This is a genomic window from Flavobacterium sp. LC2016-13 (assembly GCF_009707955.1).
Lineage (GTDB): Bacteria > Bacteroidota > Bacteroidia > Flavobacteriales > Flavobacteriaceae > Flavobacterium.
In genome coordinates this window covers 66,620-80,483 of sequence record NZ_WMDQ01000014.1, presented here as the reverse complement: position 1 = coordinate 80,483, position 13,864 = coordinate 66,620, and the positions used below count along the sequence as shown (strand labels likewise).

Here is a 13,864-nt window from a genome sequence, read left to right as displayed (position 1 = left end):
TCAAAAAAGTAAAAAGAGAACAAAATTCCATCTCAATAATTAAATCGAAGCTAAAAAACTTAAATAAAGGAGAAATTGGGATGTTAATTTTTAGAATTTATCGTGACACAAACGCTCTTTTTTTAATTTTAGTACAATTTGAAATGTTAAAATTTGTAAAAAAAATCACTTACTGAAAAATCACTTTTTTGTCAAAAATGTTACTAATAATGCTGTTTTACAGTGAATAAGTTGTTTTATTTTGTCTAAATGTTAAAGCTTTATTAAAAAAAAGACAGACTAAAATGAAAATTCCTTGTTATTTTAAGAAATTATTATGATGTTTGCCGGATACTAATTCAAAATTTTCAAAAATGAAACTTAAGTTTAATGGATTCTTAGTACTCTTGGTAGTACTTATGGCGCAATTAACCTTTGCGCAAGAAAGAACTGTTTCGGGTATGGTTTCCGATAACGCAGGAATGCCTTTGCCAGGTGTGAGTGTACAAGTTAAAGGAACAAAAACTGGAGCGCAAACAGACTTTGATGGAAAATACTCTGTGAAAGCAGCATCAAGTCAAATCTTAGTATTTAGCTACATTGGGATGAAAACTCAAGAAATAGCTGCTAGTTCAACAACAGTAAATGCCGTATTAGGAGGCAATACTACAGAACTGGAAAGTGTTGTTGTAACAACTGCATTAGGTATTAAAAGAGAGAAAAAATCTTTAGGTTACGCTTCACAAGAGGTTAAAGGTGCTGATTTAACAGCAGGTGCTGCCAGCAATAACTTTCTTAACGATCTTTCTGGAAAAGCTGCCGGTGTTTATGTTAGAAAAAACACAAACTTTGGAGGTTCTACGAACGTAGTTTCAAGAGGTGTTAAAAACTTAACAGGAGATAACCAAATGCTTATTGTTATTGATGGTATGCCAATTAATAACAGTAATACAAGTGCAAGTGTATCTCAAGGAAACGGAGCAAACCAATCTACAGGTGCTCGTAATACTTATGATTATGGTAATGCCGCTATGGACATTAACCCTGATGATATCGAGTCAGTAAACATCTTAAAAGGAGCTGCTGCAGCTGCTTTGTACGGATATCTGGCTGGTAACGGTGTAATCATGATTACAACTAAAAAAGGAAAAAGTAGAAAAGGAATGGGTGTAACTATTTCAAGTGAATTTACCGTAGGTACTGTTGACAAAAAAACTTTTCCTGTTTACCAAACTAAATACGGACAAGGTTACGGACCAACTTATGATGCATTAGGTAATCCTAAAGGCATTCCAGTAGGTCCTACAGGGGCATTTTTTACTATCGATAAAAATGGTAACCAGGTTGCAACTACAATAGATGATGCTTCTTATGGTGTAGCTTTTGACCCAAGCTTACAAGTTTATCAATGGGATGCTTATTCTAAATATTCTCCAAATTATGGAAAGAAAACAGAATGGAAAGCTGCTGATAATGGACCAATTACTTTTTTCGAGACAGCAAGTACATTTAGTAATTCAATCTCTTTAGAGGATGGTAATGAAAAAACTAATTTTGTTTTAAATTATAATAATTATAAAGAAAACGGAATTTTACCTAACAGTGAATTAAGAAAAAACAATGTAAGTTTAAAATTCAACCATAAGTTTAATGATAAATTTTCTGCAAATGTTTTCGCAAATTATGTAGCGCAAACTACAGTTGGTAGAAATACAACAGGATATGGTGGAGATAACGTTGCTGGTTTATTCCGTCAATGGTGGGGTACAAACGTAGATATTAAAGCTCAAAAAGAGGTTTTTGATGCTTCAGGTGGACAAAATATATCATGGAATATGGCAGATCCTGCTAATGGAGATACTACTCCTAAATATTGGGATAACCCGTATTTTACAAGATATAAAAATTACCAGTCAGACGAAAGAAACCGTTTTATTGGTTATGTACAATTAGATTATAAAGTTACGGATTGGCTTACAGCTCAAGGAAAAGTAACTAATGATAGTTATTCTGATTTAAGAGAAGAAAGAAAGGCAGTAGGATCTTTGAATGGAACATTTGGACTAAACAGATTAGCTGTTGGTTCTGGATACCAAAAATATGTTGGTATGTTCTCTGAGCAAAACTACCAGTTTACTTTAAATTTCAATAAAAAGTTAACAGAAGATTTCTCTTTGACGGGTCTACTTGGATCTAATGCTTTAAGATCAAGACGTACTTCTACAATTGCTTCTACAGATGGAGGACTTATTATACCAGGTATCTATGCATTATCAAATTCAATAAACCCTTCACCATTTCCTGGAGAAGTTGAAAATAATACATCAGTAAATAGTATGTTTGCTTCTGTTTCATTAGGATTCAGAGATTTCTTATACGTAGACGGAACTTTTCGTAATGATGCTTTTTCTACATTGCCAAAAGGGAATAATTCTTTGAATACATTCTCTACATCAGCAAGTTATGTTTTTACAAAACATATTGATGCGCCATGGTTAACTTTTGGAAAATTAAGAGCAAGTTATGCTGAAAACCCACAAGGAAGTCCTGATCCATATTCAATAACGGATATTTTTACTAAATTTAATCCTTTTGGTGCAGCTCAACTTTATTCAAGACCAAATATTGCGAATAACTCAGAATTACGTCCTGTAAAAACTACATCTAAAGAGCTTGGTCTAGAGGCACAAATGTTTAACAGAAGAGTAGGATTTGAGGTGAGTGTATACCAAAGTTTAAGCTCTGATCAGATATTTCCTGTAGATTATTCTACTTCAACCGGTAACTCTTCAAGATATGTTAATGCAGGATCTGTAGAAAATAAAGGTATAGAGGTACAATTAAATTTAACACCATTAAAATTTAAAGATTTTCAATGGGATATTATTGTAAACTGGTCTAAAAATGAAAATGAGGTTGTGGCTTTAACGCCAGGAATCGAAACTCTTACATTAGGTACTCTTCAGGGAGGTGTGAGTATAATAGGAACTGTTGGTCACCCTTACGGAGATATCATTGGTAAAGATTATATTTATAAAGATGGACAAAAAGTAACACAAAATGGTGTTTATTTGATGACTGCAACAACTAATAATGTGATTGGTAATGTTACTCCAGACTGGATTGGTGGAGTTCGTAACAAATTTACTTACAAACAACTTTCATTAGGTTTCTTGATCGATATGCAAAAAGGAGGAGATATTTTCTCTCTTGACCAATATTACGGACAAAATTCTGGTTTATATGAGTCTACTGCAGGATATAACGAGTTAGGAAACCCAGTAAGAAATACACTTGCTAACGGTGGTGGAGTTATACTTCCGGGAGTAAATGCTGATGGTACGCCAAATACAACAAGAACACCGGCACCAGAGGTTGCAGGAGGTATCTACGGATATACTAAAAACCCACAAAAAGCTTTTATTTACGATGCAAGTTTTATCAAATTAAGAGAGGTAAATATTACTTATAGCTTTCCATCAAATCTTATCTCAAAATTGAATTTGACAGATTTACGCCTTTCTTTAGTAGGTTCTAATTTATGGATCATCCATAAAAATCTTCCAGATGCAGATCCAGAAAGCGGACTTGGTTCTGGTAACCTTTCAGCAGGTTATTCAGGAGGTTCACTACCTACAACAAGAAACATTGGTTGTAACCTAACATTAAAATTCTAAATCATGAAAAAAATACTTTTATTAATATCTTTTGCGGGCATCGCTTTTTCATGTACCTCAGATATTACAGATATAAATACAGACCCTAAAAGACCAACTGTTACTAGACCGGAATATTTGTTTTCTAATGCTGAGAAAAAAGTAGTAGATCAAGTGGTAAGTACGAATGTGAATAACAATGTTTTTAGATTGTTATCTCAACAATGGGCAGAAACTACTTATCCAGACGAAAGCCAGTATAATCTTTCGAACAGAAAAATTCCTGATACTCATTTCTTAGTGCTGTATAGAGACGTGCTTGCGGATCTTCACGATGCAAAAGTTTTGATAGAGGCTACTTCTACAGTAACGGCTTCTGATATCGCGGTTAAGCAAAACAAAATAGCAGTTATTGATATTTTGGAGGCTTATTCTTACAGTATATTAGTTGATACTTTTGGGAATGTACCTTACTCTCAGGCGATAGATATTGTAAAATATCCTTTGCCAGCTTACGATGATGCAAAAACTATCTACAAAGATCTTATCGCAAGATTAGCTGCAGATGCTGTAATATTGAAAACAAATACTGCAGATGTTAACTTTGGTAGTGCAGATATCATTTATGGAGGAACTGCTGCAAGTAATGCAAAATGGGCAAAATTTGCTAACTCTCTTATCATAAGATTAGCAGTAAATATTTCAGATGTAGAACCAGCTTATGCTGCTACTCAAGTTCAGACAGCTCTTGCTTCTGGACCATTGGCTAGTAATGCTGATAATACAAAATTGGTATATTTAACTACATCAGGAAATCAAAATCCATTGTATGCTGATTTAGTAACAAGTAACAGAAATGATTTTATTCCTGCTGAACCTTTTGTTGCAGCAATGGATGCTACTGTTGCTGGAGGTGATCCAAGGATGGCTAAATATTTCGTTAACGCAACTTCGCCTGCACCAGTACTTCCTGCAGGAAGAACATTTGTAGGTGGTACATATGGAGAAGCTAACGTATTTACATCTTACTCACATATTACAGCAACATTAAATAATCCTGCTGTTCCAGGTGTAATATTTGATTACGCTGAATTACAATTTTTATTGGCAGAAGCTGCTGAGAAAAATTTAATTCCAGGTGGTTCTGCTCAGGCTAAAGTTTATTACGATGCAGGTATTACTGCTTCTTTTGTAGATTGGGGATTAACTGCTGCTAATGCTGCAACTTACCTTGCTAGCCCTAAAGTAGATTATACTAATGCGCTTAGTGGAGCAACTTGGAAACAAAAAATTGGTATGCAAGCTTGGTTCGCTCTTTATAATAGAGGATATGAAGCTTATAATTCATACAGAAGATTAGATTTTCCAGTTTTGGCATCGCCAACTTCTGCTAAAAATAAAGGTATCATGTTTGTTCCGGTAAGATATACTTATCCAGGAGTTGAAGCATCAATAAATGGTACAAACTACAAAAAAGCTGCCAGCGATATTGGAGGTGACTTATTTGAAACAAAAATATTCTGGGATAAACAATAATTTGTATTTTGAATCAGCAATTCTGCTGAAGCTTAAAATAAATTAAAAGCCAATATGGAATATAGAAAATAAATATTTTGATTTTTTTTGAAAGACCCTCGATTACTTTTTTGTAATCGGGGGTTTTCTTTTGTTTCAAAAGATTGAAAGTGATTTATATTGGTTTAAATATCAGTGCTATAAATAATTGTTAAATAAAAATTTAAGACAAAATTTTAAATATTAATTATCTATAATTGTTATTCAGTTTTGAAATTTTCCCAATACGAATTGAAGTGTTTTTTTATACGTTTTTATCTTTTACCTTTGCCAGACAAATTTTGCCAAAATAACTATATATAAAGCTATCAAATGAGAATATTCTTTTTTCTATATCTATTAGTCGTACCAACTTTATTGTTTTCTCAAGAAAAAAATGCGTCTAAAAATAATTTAGATATGAACACAAAATATTCCAGTATTACCGATACAGTAAAAAAGAAAAAAGCATTGGTAGCAAAAATTGAGCAGTATCAAAAATATACTTTAGAACATGATACAACTTATGCAGATACTTCTTTAACGCTTAAAAGTTCTTACAGACAAAATTATCTTAGAAAGGATAATTTCGGACTTTTGCCTTTTGCGAATATTGGGCAAACCTATAATACATTACAATATAGTTTAACAGATTATTCACCATATCCGGAAATTGGATTCAAAGGCAAACATTTTAATTTTCTCGAAGCCAATCAAATTCAGTATTATTCTGTTGCAACGCCTTTAACAGAATTATTTTTTAATACAACTATAAATAAAGGACAAAACGTAGATTCGTTTATTACCTTAAATACTTCAAAAAATCTTAATTTTTCAATTGCTTACAGAGGTTTACGTTCTGAAGGTAAGTATATAAATCAATTGGTTAGTTCGGGGAATTTAAGAATGACGACAAGTTATTTTACAACCGATAAAAGATATGTTTTAAATGCTCATTTTACTTCTCAGGACATTTCAAATGAAGAAAATGGAGGGATAACAAGACCTGAAGATTTTGAAAGTGGAGATGCGGATTTCAAAAATCGCCAAAGATTACAGGTTTATCTAACAGATGCAAAATCATTCCTGAAAGGAAGACGTTTGTTTTTTGATCATGCTTTTAGAATAAATCCAACCGAAGGAAACAATAATTTATACGTAACACATCAGTTTAATTACGAAAATAAATTTTTCGAATACAACCAACCAACCGTTATGTCTACCGTTACAACAGGTACGGGAAGTAATATGACTAATTTATCTGTAAATCGATTCGGAGAATCATATCTGGCAAGTGGAATAAATGATCAGACGCGTTTTGAAAAATTATACAATAAAGCTGGGCTTACTTATGAAAACTCACTTTTAGGAAAATTCAATTTTTTTATAGACGATTACAGATCTAACTATAAATATAACAGGATTGTATTTAAAGAAGACGGAAGCATGATTCCGGATAATTTATTTCTTCAGATTAATAATGTTGGAGGACAATATGAATATCAAAAGAATAAATGGAATGGAAGATTTTTATACACCAGATCAATTACAAATCAGTCACTTTCTGATTTAGATGCCAAATTAAGATATAATTTAAACGATCAGATTCAGTTCGATTTTAGATACAGAAACATTAATAAATTACCCAATAACAACTACAATTTGTACCAAAGTAGTTATGTAGAATATAATTGGTCGAACAATTTTAAAAACGAAAAAATAAATTTAATAAGTGCTAATATTTATACGCCGTGGTTAAACGCAGAAGTTCAATACACCGTTTTAAAAGATCATTTATATTTTGAAGATGTTTCTACAGATGCACAAATAGCAGCCAAAACTCAAATTATAAATCCGGCACAATACGGAAATGCAATAAATTATTTCTCAGTAAAAGCAAATAAAGAATTTAAATTTGGGCGATTTGGCTTTGATAATACATTCTTGTATCAAAAAGTAGATCAATCAGATTTAATTTTAAATCTTCCTGATTTTGTAACCAGAAATACACTTTATTACTCAGCTTACTTTTTTAAGAAGGCACTTTTTATGCAGACAGGATTAACATTTAATTATTTTACAGAATATTACGGTAATGATTACAATCCGGTTGTTGGAGAATTTTTTGTTCAAAATGATAAGAAAATCGGGAATTATAGCAACTTTGATTATTTTATAAATTTCCGAATCAGACAAACGAGATTTTACTTTAAAGCAGAACATTTTAATGCTGCTTTTTCCGGGAATAATTATTATTCAGCGCCTAATAATCCATATCGTGATTTTACTATCCAATTTGGTTTAGTGTGGAATTTTTTCCAATAAGATTATATAAAAACAAATAAATTAAATTCATATAAAATGGACTTTTCAAATAACATTTTAGAAACAATTGGTAATACACCATTAGTAAAACTCAACAAAATTGTTGCTGAAATTGATGCGTTAGTATTGGCAAAAGTCGAAACTTTTAACCCTGGTAATTCTGTTAAAGACAGAATGGCCGTAAAAATGATTGAAGATGCTGAGGCTGATGGACGTTTAAAACCAGGCGGAACTATTATTGAAGGAACTTCGGGAAATACAGGAATGGGATTGGCACTTGTGGCCATCATTAAAGGATACAAATTGATTTGTGTAATATCTGATAAGCAATCAAAAGAAAAAATGGATATTTTGCGTGCCGTTGGTGCTAAAGTAGTTGTTTGTCCTACAGATGTTGAGCCAACAGATCCCCGTTCTTATTATTCCGTTTCAAAACGTTTGGCCGAGGAAACACCTAATTCTTGGTATGTAAATCAGTACGATAATATGTCAAATTCTTTGGCACATTACGAACAAACCGGTCCGGAAATCTGGAAGCAAACTGATGGAAAAATTACTCATTTTGTTGTTGGAGTAGGAACAGGAGGAACAATCTCAGGAGTTGGAAAATATTTGAAAGAGAAAAATCCAAACATCAAAATTTGGGGAATTGATACATATGGTTCTGTTTTTAAAAAATACCATGAAACAGGAATTTTTGATGAAAACGAAATTTACTCTTATATAACGGAAGGAATTGGAGAAGATATTTTACCAAAAAATGTAGATTTTTCTTTAATTGACGGATTTACAAAAGTAACCGATAAAGATGCTGCTGTTTACACCAGAAAAATTGCTCTTGAAGAAGCTATTTTTGTTGGAAATTCTGCCGGAGCCTGTATAAAAGGTTTATTACAGTTAAAAGAACATTTTAAGCCAGAAGATGTTGTGGTTGTACTTTTTCACGATTCAGGAAGCCGTTATGTAGGTAAAATGTTTAATGATGATTGGATGCGTGAGCGTGGATTCCTGGAAGAAAACGTAACAAAGGCAGAAGATGTGATTAAAGATCATATTGATAAAGAATTGATCGTGGTGCGTACAGAAGAATTGGTTTCTCATGCTATTGAGCGTATGCGTAAATACAAAATTTCGCAAATTCCTGTGGTAGATATCAACGGATTTGTTGGATCTGTTGATGAAACAGATTTATTCAGAAGTTATGTTGCCGATAAAAATGTTGCCGAAAAACCAATTAAGGAAGTAATGGGCAAACCTTTCCCTATTGTAAAATTAGGAACTACAATCGAAGAAGTTTCGAAATTATTTAGCAAAGAAAATGAAGCTGTGTTAGTAGATCTTGGAAATGGTAAACATCATATTATTACCAAATATGATATTATCGGAGCAATAAAATAAGACAATTTTAATAATTTTATAAATCCATAAATCTAGTTTAATAACAATTAGATTTATGGATTTTTAGCTTAAATAAATGTAATAATGAACTTTACCGCTATAGATTTTGAAACCGCAACAGGGCACCATCCATGTTCTGTGGGAATTGTTACTGTGCAAAATGGTGTGATAGTAGATGAGTTTGTTAGTTTAATAAAACCACCAAATAACGAATACAATTATTTTACAATTCAGGTTCATGGTATTTACCCAAAAGATACGGTGAATGCAAAATCATTTGCACAAGTTTTTCCTGAAATTGAGAAACGTTTGAAAAACAGAGTTGTTGTAGCTCATAACGAAAGTTTTGACCGTAATGTGTTAATGAAATCTATGGCGCTTCATGGTCTGCAATATGAAGATTTAAACATTGCTCCAAAATGGGAATGTACCGTTAAGATATATAAGGCAAAAGGTTTAAAACCAACTAAATTAAGTGATTGTTGTCGCGAGATGAAAATTCAGCTAAACCATCATGAAGCTTTATCAGATGCAAGAGCTTGTGCTAAATTATATCTGTTACGATAATAAAAAATGATTTAATTGTAAGATTAATATTATTTTATTTAATTTTAGGCTTTTGTAAATTTTAATTTAAAAGCCTATAAATGAAAGAAGATTTTCTTCATTATCTCTGGAGATTCAAGAAGTTTGAAACACTCAATTTAAGAACTACTCAAAATGAACAAATTACCATTATTAAAACAGGTGATTATTTAGAACTTGCCGGACCGGATTTTTTCAATGCACAAATTAAAATTGATGAACAAAAATGGGCAGGAAATGTTGAGATACATTTAAAATCTTCGGATTGGTATGTGCATGGACATGAAAGAGATACTGCTTATGACAATGTTATTTTACACGTAGTATGGGAACATGATACAGAGATTTTTAGAGAGAATAATACTAAGATTCCTGTTTTGGTTTTGAAGGATTATGTTTCATCAGAAATAGTAAATAGCTACCATTCCTTAATAAGTCCAAAATCCTGGATATCCTGCGAAAAGCAAATTGTTCAAATTGATGAATTCGTTTTTAAAAATTGGCAAGAAAGATTGTTTTTTGAACGATTAGAACGTAAATCAAAGTTTATTTATGATTTACTCGAACAAACAAATCAGGACTGGGAAGCCGTTTTATTTTGCTTGTTGGCGAAGAATTTTGGACTAAATTCAAATGGGAATTCTTTTTTACAAGTTGCCAAATCGATTCCGTTTTCAATTATTCGAAAAGAAAGTTTTGAAGTTGAAAACCTTGAAGCTTTGCTTTTAGGAGCTTCCGGTTTATTAGATTGTGATAAAGAAGATGTATACTTTAAAGATTTAAAAATTAGGTATTTTTATCTTCTGCATAAATATCAATTAGATAAAGTATATGCAGATCCGGTTGAGTTTTTTAAACATCGTCCGGATAATTTTCCAACCATTAGACTTTCGCAACTTGCAAGTTTATATAGTAAACATCAGAACTTATTTTCTAAAATTATATATTTAAAATCCGTAAAAGACATTTATAAATTATTAGATGTTTCAGCAAGTTTATATTGGCAAAACCATTATCAATTTGATAAAGAAAGTCCAAAAAAATCTAAAGCCCTTTCTAAATCATTTATAGACTTATTGATTTTAAATACAATTATACCCATTCAATTTGCTTATTCCCATATTATGGGAGAATCTAATTCTGAAGATTTGATTGAGTTAATGAATGAAGTAGCGCCAGAAAAGAATTCAATTATAGATAAATTTGAGTCTTTTGGCATTTTATCAAAAAATGCTTTTGACACACAAACCTTGTTGCAACTTAAAAACGAATATTGCAACCATAAAGCTTGTTTAAAATGTGCAATAGGAATGGAGTTGCTAAAGAATAATTAATTAAAAATTAGAAAATCGAATGATAGATAATTTAGTACTTTTGTAATTGTGATCAAAGTTGAATGTCATCCTGAGCGAAGTCGAAGGATAAATCTAAAATTAAAAATATGTCAGCTATTTTAAGGCTTAAATTCTTTTTCGAAAAATACGGATTTCATGTTTCATCCAGATTAGCTGATAAACTCGGAATGCGTGTTACAAGCGTACGATTATTTTTTATTTATATTTCGTTCGTCACAGCCGGTTTAGGTTTCGGAATCTATTTAACGCTGGCTTTCTGGATTCGTCTTAAAGATTTAATTCGTGCCAAAAGAACTTCTGTTTTTGATTTGTAATTTTTAAAATTTTGATATAAAAAAGCCCCTTAAACAATTAAGGGGCTTTTTTTCATTTTCTATTTTTTTTATTCTTCTGTTTGTTGTGGTCTGTTTAGTTTTGCACGTTTTTTACTGTAAGCAAAATAAACAACGATACCTATAGCTAACCATCCTAATGAAAGTAATTGAGCATCTAAACTTAAATTAATCATTAAATAGGTATTGATTGAAATACCACAAATTGCGATTATTGGAAGAGCCGGAACTTTAAATGTTCTTGTTAATTGAGGTTGTTTTACTCTTAAAATCCAAACAGCAATACAAACCATAGTAAAAGCAAATAAGGTACCAAAACTTGTCATATCTGCTAATCTGTTAATTGGTGTAAAAGATGCAACTATAGCAATAATACCTCCTAAGATCATTAAATTAGTTTTTGGTGTTCCTGAAATTGGATTTACTTTAGAAAATACAGAAGGAATTAAACCGTCTTTAGACATACCAAGGAAAATTCTTGATTGTCCCATAATCATTACCATTAGTACAGAAATTAACCCAATAGTTGCCGCAACTGTAATTATAAAGCCAGCCCAAGGTTGCCCGGCAATATCAAATGCGTATGCTACTGGTGCTTTTATAGCTTCTGGATATTTCCCTAGTGGATTAAAGTCTTGATAGTTCATCATTCCTGTTAAAACTAAAGAAACAAGAATATATAATGTTGTACAAATTAATAAAGAAGCAATAATGGCAAACGGAACATCTTTTTTAGGATTAATAGCTTCACCAGCTTGTGTTGAAACTGCATCAAAACCAACATAAGCAAAGAAAATTGCAGCAGCTCCTGATACAACTCCTGCTATTCCATATGCATTATGAGTTGTTTCTTTTTCAATAATTTGAGTTGCCGCCGGAATAAATGGATGCCAGTTATCAGTATTAATAAAGAAAAGACCTGCAACGATTACAAATATTACAGCAGAAACTTTAAGAATAACAATCATATTGTTTGCTTTTGCTGCGCTTTTTGTTCCTTTAATAAGTAGTGAAATAACTAAAATAACGATTAAGAAAGCAGGTAGGTTCATTGAAAAACCTTCACCAGTATAACTTGCCGGATCTGTTGTGAGCCATTCTGGAAGTTTAATATGAAACATTTTAAGTAATTTGTTAAAATATCCGGACCAGGAAACCGCTACTGTCATTGAACCCATTGCGTACTCAAGTATGAGTCCCCAACCAATAATCCAGGCAAAGATTTCTCCAATTGTACCATAGGCATACGCATAAGCAGAACCTTCAACAGGTAAAATTGAGGCAAACTCAGAATAGCAAAGAGCTGCAAAAACGCAGGCAATTCCTGCAATAATAAAGGAAAGTGCTAACGCCGGACCTGCATGATAATATGCGCCTGTACCAGTAAGAACAAAAATTCCTCCACCAATAATGGCCCCAACTCCAATAGCCGTAAGGCTCCATTTCCCTAAAACTCTTTTTAAATCACTTTTTTTCATATCCGCTTCAAAAGCTGATATTGGTTTAACTCTCCAAATTGACATATAATATTAGTGGTTAATTGTTATTAAGCTCCAAATGTATCGTTTTTTATAAAAAATAAAAACAATTATGTAATTATAAGTTATAAAATGTTTAAAATTTATAACATATCAACGTAAAATAGGTTTTTAGTAGTGTATTTCATCAACTTAACTTAACATGAAATAAGGTAATATAATAGTTACGGGTTATTTTTATACTATTTTTCTTGATAAATAATCTCTTTTGGTTAAAAAAAGAATTTACTTAATGATTGATTTTAAGGCAACAGCGCCATATTTTAAATTTACAAACAAACAACGTAAAGGCATTATTTTGCTTTTTAGTATAATTATAATTTTACAAATGGTATATTTTTTTACCAATTTTGCAGCACCTGAAAAAAGTTCTCCCAGAAAAGAACAGGAATGGATGTCGTTACAATTTGAAATTGATTCAATGAAATTGATAAAATATGATGCCAAACCCAAAATGTATTCTTTTAACCCAAATTTTATTTCAGATTATAAAGGATATAAACTTGGTTTATCTGTTCAGGAAATAGATAGATTAATGGCATTTAGAAAAGAGGATAAATATGTTAATTCGGCTGAAGAGTTTCAGAAAGTAACAAAAATATCTGATTCATTATTAAATGTAATCTCTCCGTTTTTTAAATTTCCAAACTGGATTCAAAATGAAAAGAAATTTAAAGAAGAGAAAAAAGAATATGTTAAGAACGTATTTCCGAAAAAAGAAAAAATAGTAATTTTAGATATAAATGAAGCAACTCAGGAAGATTTTATGAAAATCTACGGAATTGGAGAAGCATTATCTTTAAGAATATTAAAACAAAAAGAAATTCTGGGAGGTTTTGTTTCTATGGAACAAATCAAAGAAGTTTGGGGGCTTTCGCCGGAAGTTGTTTTTGAATTAAATGCACATTTTAAAATTTATGCTTTACCAAATTTTAAAAAGATAGCTATAAATGATGCTTCTTTAAAAGAATTGTCACAGTTTCCATATTTTAGATATGCCTTGGCAAAACAAATTGTAACATACCGAAGCATGAATGGAAATTTTAAAAATATTGAGGATTTATCAAAAATTAAAGATTTTCCTGTTGAAAAAGCAAAAATAATTAGTTTATATTTGGAGTTCTAAAAAAATACCGACTAAC

The 13,864-nt window shown here is 31.5% G+C and carries 9 protein-coding genes; 8 read left to right on the top strand and 1 reads right to left on the bottom strand.

All coding sequences use genetic code 11. The features are described 5' to 3' along the window. Window positions 1-353 precede the first annotated feature (353 nt). The 7 genes from GKZ86_RS22010 (at window position 354) to GKZ86_RS21980 (ending at window position 11,166) form a co-directional block, all read left to right on the top strand. Complete coding sequence (locus GKZ86_RS22010) at window positions 354-3,656, top strand: SusC/RagA family TonB-linked outer membrane protein (RefSeq protein ID WP_154785199.1); 3,303 nt, start codon at window positions 354-356, stop codon at window positions 3,654-3,656. Window positions 3,657-3,659: 3 nt separating this feature from the next. Further along, complete coding sequence (locus tag GKZ86_RS22005) at window positions 3,660-5,171, top strand: SusD/RagB family nutrient-binding outer membrane lipoprotein (protein WP_154785198.1); 1,512 nt, start codon at window positions 3,660-3,662, stop codon at window positions 5,169-5,171. A 351-nt stretch (window positions 5,172-5,522) separates the two neighbouring features. Continuing rightward, window positions 5,523-7,514 (top strand): putative porin, encoded by a 1,992-nt coding sequence (locus GKZ86_RS22000; RefSeq protein WP_154785197.1) that lies wholly within the window; start codon window positions 5,523-5,525, stop codon window positions 7,512-7,514. Window positions 7,515-7,550: 36 nt separating this feature from the next. Further along, window positions 7,551-8,912, top strand: a complete 1,362-nt coding sequence (locus GKZ86_RS21995; RefSeq protein WP_154785196.1) for a pyridoxal-phosphate dependent enzyme — start codon at window positions 7,551-7,553, stop codon at window positions 8,910-8,912. An 84-nt stretch (window positions 8,913-8,996) separates the two neighbouring features. Beyond that, window positions 8,997-9,479: a 3'-5' exonuclease gene (locus tag GKZ86_RS21990; RefSeq protein ID WP_154785195.1), complete on the top strand. Its 483-nt coding sequence runs from the start codon at window positions 8,997-8,999 to the stop codon at window positions 9,477-9,479. A gap of 80 nt (window positions 9,480-9,559) precedes the next feature. Further along, window positions 9,560-10,831, top strand: coding sequence for a DUF2851 family protein (locus GKZ86_RS21985; protein WP_154785194.1), 1,272 nt, complete (start codon window positions 9,560-9,562; stop codon window positions 10,829-10,831). 107 nt (window positions 10,832-10,938) lie between these two features. Further along, window positions 10,939-11,166 carry a PspC family transcriptional regulator gene (locus GKZ86_RS21980; RefSeq protein WP_042564002.1) on the top strand — a complete coding sequence of 76 codons (228 nt, stop codon included), beginning with the start codon at window positions 10,939-10,941 and terminating at the stop codon, window positions 11,164-11,166. A gap of 68 nt (window positions 11,167-11,234) precedes the next feature. Here the strand turns inward: GKZ86_RS21980 and GKZ86_RS21975 are convergent, their stop codons facing one another. Continuing rightward, a complete protein-coding gene (locus GKZ86_RS21975; protein ID WP_154785193.1) occupies window positions 11,235-12,707 on the bottom strand; it encodes an APC family permease in 1,473 nt (490 codons plus the stop codon). Window positions 12,708-12,954: 247 nt separating this feature from the next. On the opposite strand from GKZ86_RS21975, the gene GKZ86_RS21970 reads away from it, so the two are divergent. Continuing rightward, complete coding sequence (locus GKZ86_RS21970) at window positions 12,955-13,848, top strand: helix-hairpin-helix domain-containing protein (protein WP_154785192.1); 894 nt, start codon at window positions 12,955-12,957, stop codon at window positions 13,846-13,848. Window positions 13,849-13,864 lie beyond the last annotated feature (16 nt).

Bases quoted from the DNA above. Each gene is read 5' to 3' on its own strand.
- GKZ86_RS22005 (WP_154785198.1), top strand. From the start codon at position 3,660: ATGAAAAAAATACTTTTATTAATATCTTTTGCGGGCATCGCTTTTTCA.
- GKZ86_RS21970 (WP_154785192.1), top strand. From the start codon at position 12,955: ATGATTGATTTTAAGGCAACAGCGCCATATTTTAAATTTACAAACAAA.
- GKZ86_RS21980 (WP_042564002.1), top strand. From the start codon at position 10,939: ATGTCAGCTATTTTAAGGCTTAAATTCTTTTTCGAAAAATACGGATTT.
- GKZ86_RS21995 (WP_154785196.1), top strand. From the start codon at position 7,551: ATGGACTTTTCAAATAACATTTTAGAAACAATTGGTAATACACCATTA.
- GKZ86_RS21990 (WP_154785195.1), top strand. From the start codon at position 8,997: ATGAACTTTACCGCTATAGATTTTGAAACCGCAACAGGGCACCATCCA.
- GKZ86_RS22000 (WP_154785197.1), top strand. From the start codon at position 5,523: ATGAGAATATTCTTTTTTCTATATCTATTAGTCGTACCAACTTTATTG.
- GKZ86_RS22010 (WP_154785199.1), top strand. From the start codon at position 354: ATGAAACTTAAGTTTAATGGATTCTTAGTACTCTTGGTAGTACTTATG.
- GKZ86_RS21975 (WP_154785193.1), bottom strand. From the start codon at position 12,707: ATGTCAATTTGGAGAGTTAAACCAATATCAGCTTTTGAAGCGGATATG.
- GKZ86_RS21985 (WP_154785194.1), top strand. From the start codon at position 9,560: ATGAAAGAAGATTTTCTTCATTATCTCTGGAGATTCAAGAAGTTTGAA.